The organism is Methylobacterium sp. A49B (assembly GCF_053346215.1).
Map to the genome: position 1 here is coordinate 24,218 of NZ_JBKFBO010000001.1, position 13,791 is coordinate 38,008.

Genomic DNA, 13,791 nt, shown 5'->3' on the forward strand with positions numbered 1-13,791 from the left:
CCGGGCCGGCAGAGGCCAGGGAGGATCAGCTTGAGCGCATCGCTCCAACGCACCGGCGCACAGGTGCTCGTCGATCAGCTGCGCGCGCAAGGGGTCGCGCGCGTCACCTGCGTTCCCGGCGAGAGCTACCTCGCGGTGCTCGACGCCCTGCGCGACAGCGGCATCGACGTGCTGGTCTGCCGCCAGGAAGGCGGGGCCGCCATCATGGCGGAGGCCGCCGGCAAGCTCACCGGGCGCCCCGGCATCTGCTTCGTCACCCGCGGTCCCGGCGCCACCAACGCTTCGGCCGGAATCCACATCGCCCGCCAGGACTCGACGCCGATGATCCTGTTCGTCGGGCAGATCGCCCGGCGGATGCGCGACCGGGAGGCGTTCCAGGAGGTCGATTACCGGCAGATGTTCGGCGCGATCGCCAAGTGGGCGGTGGAGATCGACGACGCCGCCCGCATCCCCGAGATCCTCGCCCGGGCCTTCCGGGTGGCGATGCAGGGCCGGCCGGGCCCCGTCGTGGTGGCCCTGCCGGAGGACATGCTCGACGACGCCATCGCGGTCGCGGACGCGCCGCGCGTCGTCCCGGCCGCGCCGGCCCCGTCACCGGGCGACGCGGAGCGCCTGCGGGCGATACTGGCGGAGGCGCGGCGGCCCGTGGCGCTCCTCGGCGGCTCGCGCTGGACGCCAGAGGCCGTCGCCGCCCTGGCGGCCTGGGCCGAGCGCCACGACGTGCCCGTGGCGGTCTCGTTCCGGCGGGCGCAGCTCTTCCCTGCCGACCATCCGAACTTCGCCGGCGAACTTGGGATCGGGCCCAACCCGGCGCTGCTCGCCCGGATCAAGGAATCCGACCTGCTGCTCATGGTGGGCGGTCGCCTCTCCGAGATGCCGGCGCAATCCTACGGCCTGCTCGGCATCCCCGATCCCGGCCTGCCGCTGGTCCACGTCCACCCGGACGCGGGGGAGCTCGGCCGGGTCTACCAGCCGGCGCTGGCGATCGAGGCCGCGCCCGAGACCTTCTGCGCGGCCCTGCCGGATTTCGAGGCCACGGGGCAGGGGCGCGCCGCCGAGGCCCACGCCGCCTATCGCGCGTGGTCCGAGACGCCGGAGCCGAAGCCCGGGGCGTTCCAGTACGGCGAAGCCATCACGTGGCTGCGGGAGCGGTTGCCGCCGGACGCGGTGATCTGCAACGGCGCCGGCAACTTCGCCACCTGGGTCCACCGCTACTACCGGTTCCGCGCCTTCGGAACGCAGCTCGCGCCGACCTCGGGCTCGATGGGCTACGGCCTGCCGGCCGCCGTGATGGCCAAGCGCAGCCACCCCGATCGGATCGTCGTGGCGCTCGCGGGCGACGGCGACGTGATGATGACCGTGCAGGAATTCGCCACCGCGGTGCAGTACGGGATCGCCGTCGTGGTGGTCGTCCTCGACAACGGCATGTACGGCACGATCCGCATGCACCAGGAGCGCGAGTATCCCGGGCGCGTCTCGGCGACCGAGCTGCGCAACCCCGACTTCGCCGCGCTCGCCCGGGCCTGCGGCGGCCACGGGGAGCATGTGGAGCGGACCGACGAGTTCGCCCCGGCCTTCGAGCGCAGCCTCGCCTCGGGCCTGCCCGCGATGATCCACTGCCGCGTCGACCCCGAGGCGCTCACACCGACCATGACCCTCGCGGCGATCCGCGAGAAGGCGCTCGCGGCGCAGCGGGGCTGACCGCGCGCCGCGGGACCGCATCACACGAGAAGGAGCAGCCCATGACCCTGCGCGGCGAGAACCTGATCGGCGCCGAGGCGCGGCGCGGCACCGAGGCGGCCTTCCGGGCTGTCGAGGCCGCCACCGGCGAAGCCCTGGAGCCGGATTTCCCCGGCGCGAGCCTCGCCGACCTCGACCGGGCCTGCGCGCTGGCGGAGGCGGCCTTCGACACCTACCGCGAGACCGACCCGGAGACCCGGGCCGGCTTCCTCGAAGCGATCGCGGCGAACATCCTGGAGATCGGCGACGACCTCGTCACCCGCTGCATGGCCGAGACCGGGCTGCCCCGCCCCCGGATCGAGGGGGAGCGCGCCCGGACCGCGGGCCAGCTGCGCCTGTTCGCCGCCGTGGTGCGCGAGGGCAGCTACGTCGAGGCCCGGATCGACCCGGCCCTGCCGGACCGCAAGCCGCTGCCCCGGCCGGACCTCCGCCTGCGGCGCATCGCGGTCGGCCCGGTGGCGGTGTTCGGGGCCGCGAATTTCCCGCTCGCCTTCTCGGTGGCGGGGGGCGACACCGCCTCGTCCCTGGCGGCCGGCTGCCCGGTGGTGGTCAAGGCGCACCCGGCCCATCCCGGAACCTCGGAACTCGTGGGCCGGGCGGTGCAGAAGGCGGTCGCGTCCTGCGGCCTGCCGGAGGGGGTGTTCTCGCTGGTGTTCGATGCGGGCCAGTCCATCGGACAGGCCCTGGTCGCCGATCCCCGGATCGCCGCGGTCGGCTTCACCGGCTCGCGCCGGGGCGGCACCGCGCTGATGGCGATCGCCGCCGGGCGCCCGGCGCCGATCCCGGTCTATGCCGAGATGAGCAGCATCAACCCGGTCCTGCTGTTCCCGGCGGCGCTCGCCGCGCGGGGCGCCGCGATCGGCAAGGCCTTCGCGGCCTCGCTGACGCTGGGCGCCGGCCAGTTCTGCACCAATCCGGGCCTGATCCTGGCGGTGCCGGGACCGGGCCTCGACGCGTTCCTCGACGCGGCCGCGGCGGCCCTGCGGGAGAGCCCGGCCGCCACCATGCTGACGCCCGGCATCCGGGACGCGTACCGCGCGGGCGTCGACCGGGTCGCGGGCCACGCCGCCGTCACCCGGCTGGCCGAGGGGCCGGAGGGCGCGGCGGCGCAGGGCCGGGCCGCCCTGTTCGCCACCGACGCGGACGCGTTCCTGGCCGACCCCGTGCTCCAGGAGGAGATGTTCGGCGCCTCCGCCCTCGTCGTCCGCTGCCGGGACCTCGCCGCGATGCGCGCGGTGCTGGCCCATCTTGAGGGCCAGCTCACGGCCTCGCTGCACCTCGCGCCGGAGGACCATGCGGCCGCGCGGGAACTCCTGCCGCTCCTGGAGCGGCGGGTCGGGCGCATCCTGGTGGACGGGTTCGGCACCGGCGTCGAGGTGGCGCACGCCATGGTGCATGGCGGCCCGTACCCAGCGACCTCGGACGGGCGCACGACCTCGGTGGGCAGTCTCGCGATCGACCGGTTCCTGCGGCCGGTGAGCTATCAGGACGTCCCCGACGCCCTGCTGCCGGCAGCGCTTCAGGCCGCCAATCCGCTCAAGCTCCCGCGCCGGACCGATGGCATCCCCGACCCGCGCTGAGGAGGCGGGAAGCGACTCCGCTTCCCGCCTCAACGGCTTGCCAGCCGGTCCCCCGGCGTCTAGAGAGCCCCGGCCCATGGTGGGGCGTCGCCAAGTGGTAAGGCAGCGGTTTTTGGTACCGCCATTCCCAGGTTCGAATCCTGGCGCCCCAGCCAACAACTCAGCTAAGCTTCTCAGTTCGTTAAGCTTTTCGGCCAGGCGCCCTGCAGGGTGAGCCGGTTGCTACACACTGCTGCTACACAGGCCGCCTGCTGGGCGGCGAGGGAGCGGGGTGAGATCCATCGCCAATGTCGTCCTGCGCGGGCGCGTCTTTCACTTCCGGCGGCGCGTGCCGGACGACCTTCGACCTAGGCTGCAGCTCAATGAACTCGTGCGCAGCCTCGGGACCGCCAACGCCCGCACTGCCAAGCTGTGGGCCTATCGGTTATACCTCGCCTCGGAGAGCCTGTTCGTAGCCCTCCGCGCAACGCCGATGCTGACCGACGCCCAACTCACCCACCTCGTGCAGGAGTTCTACGGCCTGATCCTCGATCAGGATGGTCAGGGGCGCCTGACGCACGGCGCAATTACGAACGAGCTTCGACAACACCGCGTCGCCCAATACGAGACGATGGCCGCGCGCAATCGCGAGGCACTCGCCTGTAACCGTCTTGAAGAGGCGGGTTTTGTCACCAACCACATGCTCAGCAAGCAGGGCATCGTGGGCGGCGACCTCAATCCGACCGAACTCGCCCGGGCGCGACAAGCCATGCTGCGCGCCGGCATCGACGTCGCTGAGGCGCTGAAGGCACGCTACGAGGGCGACTTCAACTACGAGCCGCGTGACCGCCTGCTCAGGGCGCAGCTTGCCGCACGCGACGCGGCCCCGGTGCCCGCCTCAGCCGAGACTGTGCCAGAACCGCGGGGGACCGAGCCGGTGGCGACGCCATCGCAGCCGTCCGAGTTTCTATCGGCGGTAGGCGTCGCCTTCCGCAACACGCAGATCGCCACTCAGACCTGGGACAAGCAGACGGCGGCCCAAGCCGGGGCGACCTTCCGCCTTTTAATTGACGTCTGCGGGGACCGGCCGCTGGCCGCCTACAGCCGCAAGGATGCCGGCCACTTCCGGGATCGGGTCGAACGGCTGCCGAACGACTATGGCAAGCATCCGCGATATCGCGACCTCACCGTCGAGGCGACCCTGTCACTCCATGAGGCACTGCCGGAAGCCCGGCGCGCTCGCCCCATCACGCAGCGAACCGTGAAGCGACATTTCTCAGCGCTCTCGGCGCTTTGGACCGCGGCCGTGGCGCGGGACGAGGCACCTGCCAACATCTTCTCAGGCTTCCGTTTCTCGAGCTCTCGCAAAGCGAGCGAGCAGCGCGACATGTGGGAGCGAGACGAGCTTGCTCGCCTCTTCGCCACCCCTGTTTGGGCGGGCTGCACATCCCCCACCCGGCGTTCAACACCGGGCACGCTCGTCCTACGCGACGAGAAATTTTGGCTGCCGCTGATCGCCGTGCTCTCCGGCATGCGCCAGGAGGAAATCTGCCAACTGCGTGTCGAGGACATTCGACGGGAGGAGGAGATCTGGTTCATCGACATCAACGACCGCCCCCCGCGCAAGCTTAAAAACGCGACCGCCGTGCGCCGCGTCCCCATCCACTCCGAACTGATCCGACTAGGCTTCCTCACTCACATCGAGAAGCAGCGCCGCGTCAGGCAGCCACGAGTCTTCCCCAATCTCGAACCAGGCGGCGCTGATGGACGACTTGGTCACGCCTTCACCAAATGGTTCACCCGCTACCGACGCGACGTCGGCATCTACCGCGTCGGCCTCGATTTCCACTCGTTCCGGCATACCGCGACGACGTTGATGCACCAGGCTGGGATCACTTCCGCCGTGATTGACCACGTCACTGGCCACGCCACAGCAGGCGAGACGGCCCGGTACACCAAGCGGTCGTCGCTGGCGCAACTGAGGGCTGCCGTTGAGGCGATCGTGATTGAGCCCGGCTTGTCTCATCTCCTTCCAGTCGCGGAAGCGCCGCAGCGGCGCACAGCGAGCTCACGGCAGTCGTTGAAGGCCTAAAATTTCAGCGAGAAGGGGGTCGACAGGGCAAAGTAGCAGGCCTAAACAAGATGCAACAATAAGATTGTTCAGACGAAGGTTCGTAAGGTGTCCCCATACCCCATGAGGCATCGAGCGCGTGATCTCGCCCGTGCCGCTCCCGAGCTCACCCCGGTCCAGACGTTCATTCTCGCGGGCCCCCTCGACGCTGCACTTTTGGAGGCTGTGTCCGCGGGCGATCCGCCGGTCAGTGCCATCAGCCATCGCTTAATCGAGAAGTTCGGAGGCGACATCTTCGCGTCGCCGCAGGCTAAGAGATTCGTCGGAGTCGTGACCGCGGCCAAGCTCGAACGTCTGGGGTGCGTCCCGACCGGCAAGCGCGTGCGCCTGACCCGTGATCCCCTTTTCACGACAGGAAGCCTCTTCCGAAAAGCACCCCTGTCGCCAAAATCGTCTTCCCACGAACTTCTCGCGCGGTTCGTGGCCGCCCTAACCGAAGAAGAAGCTCTGATCGTCTCGGATCTACTGGCACGTCGATCCGAACAGGCTGAAATCGCACGCGATCCTGACGACTGAGTCAGACACGGACGTGCTTCGACGCGGGACTGTAGCCTGCGTCGGACGCTGTCTGACCGACCCGAACGAGCCTCCCCACAAGGCCTTGCCTAACCCCCGATGCCCGTACCGCGGGTCATCGATCAATCCGCTGCGCCTGAAAGCCTTCGGGAGCGAACCGACATGTCGAGCGAACATGTACCTCCTTCCTGGCAATGCCCCGTCCCCGCCCTGCCAGACCTCGTCGGTCGCCCGCGCAGCTTTGAGCACGTGAGCGGTCAGGACGACGCTACCGCGGAAATTCGGTCCTTCATCGCCGACGCGCTCGCCCCGACCAGTGCAAAACCGCCCTGCCAGACGCTACTCGTAAGTGGTCGCAGCGGGGTTGGTAAGACGACGCTCCTTCGAATCCTGGCAAACACCTGCCTTTGTTGGAAACGAAAGGAAGGCTACGAAGCCTGCGGCACCTGCCTTGTATGCATAGCCTTCCGAGACGATCCGCCTCGTGGGATCGACGACTACATCGAGATAAGCGCCGCGGAGTTCGCGGGGGTCGACGCCATGTCTCACCTCGTGGCGCTGATGCGCCGCTCCCCGCTCGGCCAATTCAAGGTCGGCTTTGCCGATGAGGCGCACCGCGCCTCCCGCGCAGGAAAGGATGCGCTCCTCAAGGATCTCGAGGAGCCCGCCCCCCACGCAATCTACATCCTTGCCACCACGGACCCGGACAAGCTCGGGCCCGCCCTGCTGACTCGCTGCCGCCACATCCGTCTACGCGGCGCAAGCACGGCCGACCACCTGCGCTTCCTCCGAAGGCGATGCGAGACCGGTTGGGGCTTGGGTCCCGATGCCTATGAACCGGCCGCGCTTGAGTGCCTCGCCGCGCGGGCGGGGACGAGCTACCGCGAACTCGCGGCAGCGCTCGACCGCTGCGTCACGGCCGGCCCTCTGACGACCGCCACGGTCGGCAGCCTGTTCCCCAATCCGCTCGCGGCCTGCCTGCGCTGTGCCGAAGCCATCCTCGATGACGACCTGTCAGGCGCCATCGCCGCCTTGATGGAGGCGCCCGGAAGCCCCGACGAGAAGCGGGCCGCAATGCAGCGCTTCCTGCTCGGCCTCAGCTTGTCCCACGCTCGGCACATCGGGCAGGCCTACCACTCGGTAAACGACCTACCCACGGAGCGGCTTGCTGTGTTGGCTGGACGCTTCGACGCTCGTCGTCCGAGGACTACGTCCCTCGCGGCCTACCTGGAAGACTGCGCGCGCGTTTGGGGGCCGTCCCGGTGACGCAGGACGATCTCATTCTCTGCCTGACAAAGTTCTCCGACCTGCTCGGCTCAGCGCCCGACGAGCGGGCGCGCGTCGGGCCGGTCGCCGACTGTGATCTCCCGCCGACGGCATCCCTGGTCCTCCCCCGGAGTCGCCGCCGGCTCGCTGCGCACGAGCGCGAGTACGGGCGCGCGAGGGACCAAGGGCGGCCTCCCTACCTCACCGCCGGCCAAGCCCGCGTCCTGTACACCGCCGCCTCCTTCGAAGCGCAGAATACCGGACGGCTGATCAACGCCCGGGTGATCTTCGACCACGGTCCCGACCAGCCGCACGCGGGCCCCGTCGCGAGCGCAGCCGTCACGGACTTCTGTCGGCGCGCTCGGGCCCTCCTTCGGCGGCGAGGTCAAGAAGATTTTCCGTTCCTCTCCGTTCACGAAGTCACCGGTGAGGGACGGTTCATCACCGAACTCGCCGCGCATGTCGCTCCCGATCACCGTATGGTCGATTTCACGACCTGGGCGGAGAACGGTTTCACAACCACACAGCGCAGACCCGCGCCCCGGGCGTGGGTCGAAACCTGCTGTACGACGGCGCGGGCCGAGCGGGTCGCCTACCATGCCAGCTCGCTCCGACGGCTCCTGCGTGGCCTAGACCCCGCCATCTACGACTGGGACGAGCGGGACGTCCGACGCCCCCTGATCGATCTGCTTGGCGTGCCCGTATCGCAGCGGCGCACGATCGGGGCGATCGATGCCGCGCAGCGCGTCAGCACCTCAGACTCGATCGCCCCAGGAGCACGGCGGACGGCGGCGGCGGACGGTATGGGCTTCCTGAACCCAATGCAGGACCGCGCCTGGCCGTGGCTTTTCTCCGGTTGGGAACTCGACGAGCACCGCGACCGATCCGCGGAGCGCGCGGCGCGGCTAGCCGCCCGCGACCGCGTCGATGCGCTCTACCCCAATGAACCCAATACCCTCGTGCTTGCGCGCCGAGCCGCGGCGCTCGCCGACCTCGATTCTCGCTGCCGCAGGCCGGCTGAATTTCGACCCCGATCCTGGGGGGGATGGTGGCCACCGGCAGGAGAATGACCCGCTCCCCGCGGCGGGGGTCTTCCGCGACAACCCGACAGCATTGAGGACGATCATGACGGACGTTGACCACGACACATTGCCGGCGGCGGCGCCGGTCGCCAACCCTACCCCCGGTCCCATGCCGGTGGACGCCGCGCCCACTCCACAGCCTGAACCGACCTTCGTGGTCCCACCCACGCCCGAAGCCATCGATTCCGGCGGATCGACAGAGATCGGCGTCAGCTTAACTACGGCCGACGCATCGATCGATCGATCGGTGCCGGACGTCTCTGACTGCGGCGGTATGGGTAGCGGGCGGGACGGCGGTCCGCCGGCGACCGCGTCGGAGGCTGGGGAACCGGAGGACACGCTCCACTTCCAGACCTATTGCGGCGACCTTCTGGTGCTAAGGGACGTCGCCGCCACCATGCTGCCAACACCCGTCGCAACCGAACCCGGCGCGCAGGTCGAGGATACCAGCGTGCCGTGCGAAGTTACCCTGGACGGGTTGCGCTTCACGTTCTCGAACGGTCTCGTCGTCTGTCAGGTCCGGACTCCGTTCGCCCACGGCACGACGCCGAGCGGCGCGGGTCGGTTCCGAATCCCTGCGCAGATCCTGCGGCTATCCGCGCTACAGGTCGTCAAGAACAAACCGAAGCCGAAGAACGCATCCACACGACCTAATTCGTCAAGCCAAAGCCTGATACCGCGCGCCATCTATCAGGGCGTCCCGGACAAGGCGGCGCCTTGGACAATAACGCCGCAAACTTCTGCCGGGCAGTTGCTCCTTGACAATACTGTCCTCACCTTTCCGGCTCCCACCGACACGAACATGCCGTGGGAGGAGGGTCCAGAATTGAGCGAACCGGTTCGCATACTCCCCGATCGTCTCAGTGCCGCCCTGCGCTTAACCAAAACCGCAGCCGCGACGAGGAGGGACGCCCTACCTCGGTGGAGCCAAGTGTCGATCCAAGATGGCGTTGCCTGCGCGTCGAATCTGCGGATGTACGCCTTCCACAACGACAACGCTCTCGACAGATTACTTCTCCGCGTCGCCGAGTCGGACATTTCGACGCTCACATCCCTTATGCGCCATCTGGACCCAGCCGCGACGACGATCCGCACATCGGGCCGGATGTGCGTGATCGAGGATGCCCGGCTCACAATCCGCTTCGAGCAACCCTTCGATTCCTTTCCGGTGATCAAACCCCTCTCATTGCTGAAACCAACTCTAGCATTTCAGTGCGAGTACTCAGCGATCATGCGCCTCATCAGCCAAGCCTTAATCGTCGCAGGCTCTGACCCGGACGCCCATCGGCGCCTGCAGCTTCATTTGCGTGTTACGCTCATCGACGGGCAAATCAATCTTAAGAACAAAACCACATGGGGGAAGAACTGCTGCGAGAATAGTCTTGGCAGCATAATCCTGGAGCCCGAGCAAGCTTCCGATCTTCGTGGGCGCTTAAGTCCGTCTCGTTCCGAAGCACGTCATACCAATCGCGAGGATCTAGTTGAAGCCCCGGAACAGCCTTCACCGGCACCAGCGATTGAGCTCGGCCGTTACGTCGCGTCCGACCTCCTGCGCGCCATACGCCCTCTCCGCAGCGGGCTCCTGCGCTTCGATTTCATCGACAACAAGGCCCTCATAGTCTCGGAGACGATGGCGCAGCACAGAACGGACTACATCCTGGTATCGGGGACGCAAGATGAGACGCACGGTCTCCCGCAACGCCGATCCAAACGGTGGGACGCCCCGGCTCGAAACCGCAATTGATCGGAGTTACGCCTTCGCGTAACGGCGGGGCCTGTCAGGCGTCGCCGTCACGCCGCTCTTAGGGCGTCTCTGCAAAGGGGTTCACACGGGCGGGGTGAGGCCCCACGTGGTCGGGATGCGACGCTTTGGACTGACTGACGCGCAGTGGGAGCAGATTGCCCCGCTGCTGCCGCCGCAGAAGCCGCGCACGGGCCGGCCTGCCGAGAATCACCGCCAGGTGCTCAACGGTATGCTGTGGATCCTGCGCACGGGCGCGCCCTGGGAGGACCTGCCGGCGCGCTACGGGGCGGTCGGGACCGTGTCGAGCCGGTTCTACCGCTGGCGCAAGACCGGCGTGTTCGACCGGGTGCTGCAGCGCCTGCAGGCGCAGGCGGACGCGCGCGTCGACCTCGACTGGGACCTGCACTTCGTGGACGCCACGGTGGTGCGCGCCCACCAGCACGCCGCCGGGGCACGCCGGTCCGGCGCGATTGGGGTGAGGGCGCGGTTGAGGGCGTCGGCGAGGCGCTCGGGCGCAGCCAGGGCGGGTTCTCCACCAAGCTGCATCTGCGGGCCGAGGGCGGGGGGAAGCCGATAGCGGTCGTCCTGACGGCTGGCGAGCGGCACGAGCAGTTTGCGCTGGACGCGCTGATGAACAAGGGCGCGGTGCGGCGGCCAGGGCGTGGCCGCCCCCGCCCCCGCCCCCGCCCCCGCCTGCGTCCGCGTTGGGCGGTGGGAGATCGAGGCTACTCCAGCCCACCCGCCCGCCGACGGCTCAGGCAGCGGCGGGTCGAGCCGGTCATCCCGACCTGCAAGGACCAGCCGCGTCAGCCCGACTTCGACAAGGCCGCCTATCGGGAGCGCAACAAGGTCGAGCGCCTGATCAATCGGCTCAAGCAGTATCGCCGCATCGCCACCCGCTACGAGAAGCGGGCCACCAACTACCCGCCATGGTCACGCTCGGTATGACAATGCTCTGGCTCACCTGAGTTTGCAGAGACGCCCTAGGCGAAATAAGTCCAAAGGCAGCCAACGGGCCTCAGACGCGTCCGCCGCGTGCATTACGGACCACTACATCTAATGCACAGCTAAGGTTCGCCTAATGCACGTTTACCACAAAATGAGCAAATAGTGTCACACCGCTATGTAACTGAAACTATTCATACTTTATCAGAAAATATGCCCGGATGGCCGCCAGCAAACCCGGTTTCGAGCCTGGAGGGCAGCGGCGGAGCATCTTCGCCGAGCAGCAGACCATCAGGCGAGCAGATCCAGTCTTAAGTCTCCGCGCCCAAACTAAAACAGTTACCGGCGATGTGAGTCCCGCAGTCGCACGGTCCGTGATACGCCGGGCTCCGGTGCCACGAATAGTCACCGCAGCTGCACAGGCATCGCTATACCTACCCGTTCGAGTAAATCTAAAGTCGAGCTCTCAGTATAATGCCCCAGTCCACAGAATTCCGCTTAGTAGACAACTATTTCGACGAGAAGGCACTCCTGACTCACATACTGCAAGTCTACGCAGTTCGCCGTCCCGGTCAGTGCACGACCGCCGCGTTCCGCGCCCCGGCCGACGTGGCCGCGAACCCATCGTTTGAAGAGATGTAAAGTCGCAGTTCGCATGGGGTGCGACCGCGAGCCGCGGCGGGAATTGGCGTCCGCGGGTAAATTCCCGGGGTGGGCAACGGGAATACCTCTCCACGGCCCTTTCAAACCTCTTCGAGATCCCGCCGTCATGTCTACCGCGTTCCGTGACCCAACCCCGATCCGCCGCAGGCATCGCCACCGCGATCCAGCGACCTCTGCTCCGACCGCCCTCCACCTCGGCATGCTTCTATCGCTTGCACTCGCCGCGGGGCCCGCCCAGGCGAAGTCGCCGTTCGAGGGGCGCTACCAAGGCCGCGGCGAGGGCCGGCTCGACCTGCAAGTGTTCGAGTTCGGCGACATCAGCGGCAGCCACTTCGTCGTCGCCGGCACCGCGATCCCGGATCAGTGCACCGGCGAGTTACGCGGGCTGGCCAAGCCCGCCGGCCCGGGGGCGCTCGCGCTGACGCGCAAGGACAGCGGCTCGGACGACACTTGCACGCTTACGCTGCGCCTAGGCCCGGACCGCAGGCGCGTGCGCATGGAGGAGCGGGGCTGCGGTGATTTCCACGGGCCGGCCTGCGCCTTCGACGGCGCGCTTACCCGCCGCTGACCCCACGCTTTCTTGGCCCGGCGCTCCCGTCGCCCGAACTAACCCGTCCTTCCCCTATCTCTCCTCTCCACGCTCCCCACGGATCACAGCCATGATGCGCGCGACGCTCACGCTCGGCCTGCTGCTGCTGGCCGCCCACCCGGCCCGAGCCAACCCGCCGGTCGACGAGGTCAAGCAGGGCGGTTGCCTGGAGCTCAAGCTCGACGGCAAGCCCGCCCCCTGCAATCCCGACTTCCGTCTGGTCGACGACGGCGCGGGCGAGGTCAGCTTCGTCACTGGCTACGGCGACGGCTGGTCCGCCACGAAGACGGTGCTGGCGCTATTCACCACCCAGGCCCCCGACATGGAAAACGCCTATGGCTACGCCCTGCGCCTGACCAACGTGACGCTGATGACCTACGATAAGCCGACCACCCAGCGGATGTGGAAGGCGGCCGGCCTGTGCTTCCTGGTCAAGCCGAACCCGGTGCGGGCCGGTGCGCGGGCCGTGCGGCAGGACATCGTCGTGATGTGCTCGGCAACGCTTGCTGACACGGGTGCACCCGTCCGGCGGATCGACTGGAAGTTCGTGTTCTGACGGGGACGCACACCATGGGCACCTTCCCCATCGGCACGGACACCACTGCACCGGGTCCGGACATTTCTCCCGGCGAGCCGCCGGTGCCACACGTCGGCATCTTCTGGGGCGTGCCGGTCGAAGGGCGCACCGTGCTGGTGACGGACTGCACGTTGCTCGCTGAGGCGGAAAGCTACGGCGACTGCCTCACCCACCCGCGCGGCCACCACGAGGTCTGGGAGGCGTGGCGCAGGCTCGGCGCCACAGCCCTGCGCCGCCAGGGCCTACCACCTGCAATCGCGGGCCACGAATACGAGGCGTACCCACGCGGGCGGGTGGTCTACATGAGCGGGCCTACGCTGTTCACGATCTATGCCGATCGGCGCCTGCAGCGGCCGAACACGATAGCCGACCTCGTCCGGCGGTTCGGTCTCACCGGGCAGCGCCATGTGGTGCGCTCAGACGCGCATTACCGCACACTGGGCTGAGACGGAGGACACACAGCATGGCTGGCAGCTCGGCCGACATCGAGGGGCTGCTTGTCAACGTCACCGATCCGGATGACAAAACACCTGGGATGCTGCCAGCGATCTTCCGCGACATCGTCGGGAGGCTTGAGGCCGAGGGCTATGCATACGCCGTCGTTGGGCGCATCGCTCTGACCCTGCACGAGCAGGCGCGGTACGTCGGCGCGATCGAGATCGCTGCCGACCTCAACTCGGGCGGGCGCGCGTGTGCCGCGAACCTCGTGCAGGCGACGCGCAGGCGGTTCGTGGCGCACATGGACCCAAGGCTGTGTCCACGGCCGATCGAACTGATGCTGAGGCCATGCATTTGCGCGACCGAGGCAGGACTTCTGGCGGAGACGATCACTCGCCCCTGGTTCGATGTCCCAGCGCGACTGGCCAGCGCGGAGCATCTGCTCCGGCTCTGGTGCCATTCGGACGGCGTCGATCATCCAGCTGACGCCTCCGCGCGGTCGTGTCCCTGGAGGTGGTGTAGCTCGCCGGTAGCGGGAGAG

At 68.0% G+C, this 13,791-nt stretch carries 10 protein-coding genes, 1 tRNA gene and 2 pseudogenes; all 13 read left to right on the forward strand.

Features of this window, described 5'->3' with window-relative positions; all coding sequences use genetic code 11:
• Nucleotides 1–30: 30 nt before the first annotated feature.
• Nucleotides 31–1,701, forward strand: coding sequence for a thiamine pyrophosphate-binding protein (locus ACLBX9_RS00115; protein ID WP_447717482.1), 1,671 nt, complete (start codon nucleotides 31–33; stop codon nucleotides 1,699–1,701).
• A gap of 41 nt (nucleotides 1,702–1,742) precedes the next feature.
• Nucleotides 1,743–3,320, forward strand: coding sequence for an aldehyde dehydrogenase (NADP(+)) (locus ACLBX9_RS00120; protein ID WP_447717483.1), 1,578 nt, complete (start codon nucleotides 1,743–1,745; stop codon nucleotides 3,318–3,320).
• An 80-nt stretch (nucleotides 3,321–3,400) separates the two neighbouring features.
• A tRNA-Gln gene (locus tag ACLBX9_RS00125) sits at nucleotides 3,401–3,475 on the forward strand.
• A 116-nt stretch (nucleotides 3,476–3,591) separates the two neighbouring features.
• Nucleotides 3,592–5,391: a tyrosine-type recombinase/integrase gene (locus tag ACLBX9_RS00130; protein WP_447717484.1), complete on the forward strand. Its 1,800-nt coding sequence runs from the start codon at nucleotides 3,592–3,594 to the stop codon at nucleotides 5,389–5,391.
• A 102-nt stretch (nucleotides 5,392–5,493) separates the two neighbouring features.
• Nucleotides 5,494–5,946 carry a hypothetical protein gene (locus ACLBX9_RS00135; protein ID WP_447717485.1) on the forward strand — a complete coding sequence of 151 codons (453 nt, stop codon included), beginning with the start codon at nucleotides 5,494–5,496 and terminating at the stop codon, nucleotides 5,944–5,946.
• A 162-nt stretch (nucleotides 5,947–6,108) separates the two neighbouring features.
• On the forward strand, nucleotides 6,109–7,212 hold the full coding sequence (locus tag ACLBX9_RS00140; RefSeq protein ID WP_447717486.1) for an AAA family ATPase: 1,104 nt from the start codon (nucleotides 6,109–6,111) through the stop codon (nucleotides 7,210–7,212).
• Nucleotides 7,209–8,282: a hypothetical protein gene (locus ACLBX9_RS00145; RefSeq protein WP_447717487.1), complete on the forward strand. Its 1,074-nt coding sequence runs from the start codon at nucleotides 7,209–7,211 to the stop codon at nucleotides 8,280–8,282. The genes ACLBX9_RS00140 and ACLBX9_RS00145 overlap by 4 nt, the downstream gene beginning before the upstream one ends.
• Nucleotides 8,283–8,337: 55 nt before the next feature.
• Nucleotides 8,338–10,038 carry a hypothetical protein gene (locus ACLBX9_RS00150; RefSeq protein WP_447717488.1) on the forward strand — a complete coding sequence of 567 codons (1,701 nt, stop codon included), beginning with the start codon at nucleotides 8,338–8,340 and terminating at the stop codon, nucleotides 10,036–10,038.
• Between the two features lie 115 nt (nucleotides 10,039–10,153).
• Nucleotides 10,154–11,006: pseudogene (locus tag ACLBX9_RS00155) on the forward strand (IS5 family transposase).
• Nucleotides 11,007–11,845: 839 nt separating this feature from the next.
• Nucleotides 11,846–12,214 (forward strand): hypothetical protein, encoded by a 369-nt coding sequence (locus ACLBX9_RS00160; RefSeq protein WP_447717489.1) that lies wholly within the window; start codon nucleotides 11,846–11,848, stop codon nucleotides 12,212–12,214.
• 91 nt (nucleotides 12,215–12,305) lie between these two features.
• The gene (locus ACLBX9_RS00165) at nucleotides 12,306–12,791 is read left to right on the forward strand and encodes a hypothetical protein (RefSeq protein WP_447717490.1); all 486 of its coding nucleotides are present in this window, start codon (nucleotides 12,306–12,308) and stop codon (nucleotides 12,789–12,791) included.
• An 83-nt stretch (nucleotides 12,792–12,874) separates the two neighbouring features.
• Complete coding sequence (locus ACLBX9_RS00170) at nucleotides 12,875–13,258, forward strand: hypothetical protein (RefSeq protein ID WP_447717491.1); 384 nt, start codon at nucleotides 12,875–12,877, stop codon at nucleotides 13,256–13,258.
• Nucleotides 13,259–13,275: 17 nt separating this feature from the next.
• A pseudogene (locus tag ACLBX9_RS00175) lies at nucleotides 13,276–13,791 on the forward strand (hypothetical protein); the annotation flags it as partial.

Bases quoted from the DNA above. Each gene is read 5' to 3' on its own strand.
- ACLBX9_RS00120 (WP_447717483.1), top strand. From the start codon at position 1,743: ATGACCCTGCGCGGCGAGAACCTGATCGGCGCCGAGGCGCGGCGCGGC.
- ACLBX9_RS00135 (WP_447717485.1), top strand. From the start codon at position 5,494: ATGAGGCATCGAGCGCGTGATCTCGCCCGTGCCGCTCCCGAGCTCACC.
- ACLBX9_RS00140 (WP_447717486.1), top strand. From the start codon at position 6,109: ATGTCGAGCGAACATGTACCTCCTTCCTGGCAATGCCCCGTCCCCGCC.
- ACLBX9_RS00150 (WP_447717488.1), top strand. From the start codon at position 8,338: ATGACGGACGTTGACCACGACACATTGCCGGCGGCGGCGCCGGTCGCC.
- ACLBX9_RS00160 (WP_447717489.1), top strand. From the start codon at position 11,846: ATGCTTCTATCGCTTGCACTCGCCGCGGGGCCCGCCCAGGCGAAGTCG.
- ACLBX9_RS00165 (WP_447717490.1), top strand. From the start codon at position 12,306: ATGATGCGCGCGACGCTCACGCTCGGCCTGCTGCTGCTGGCCGCCCAC.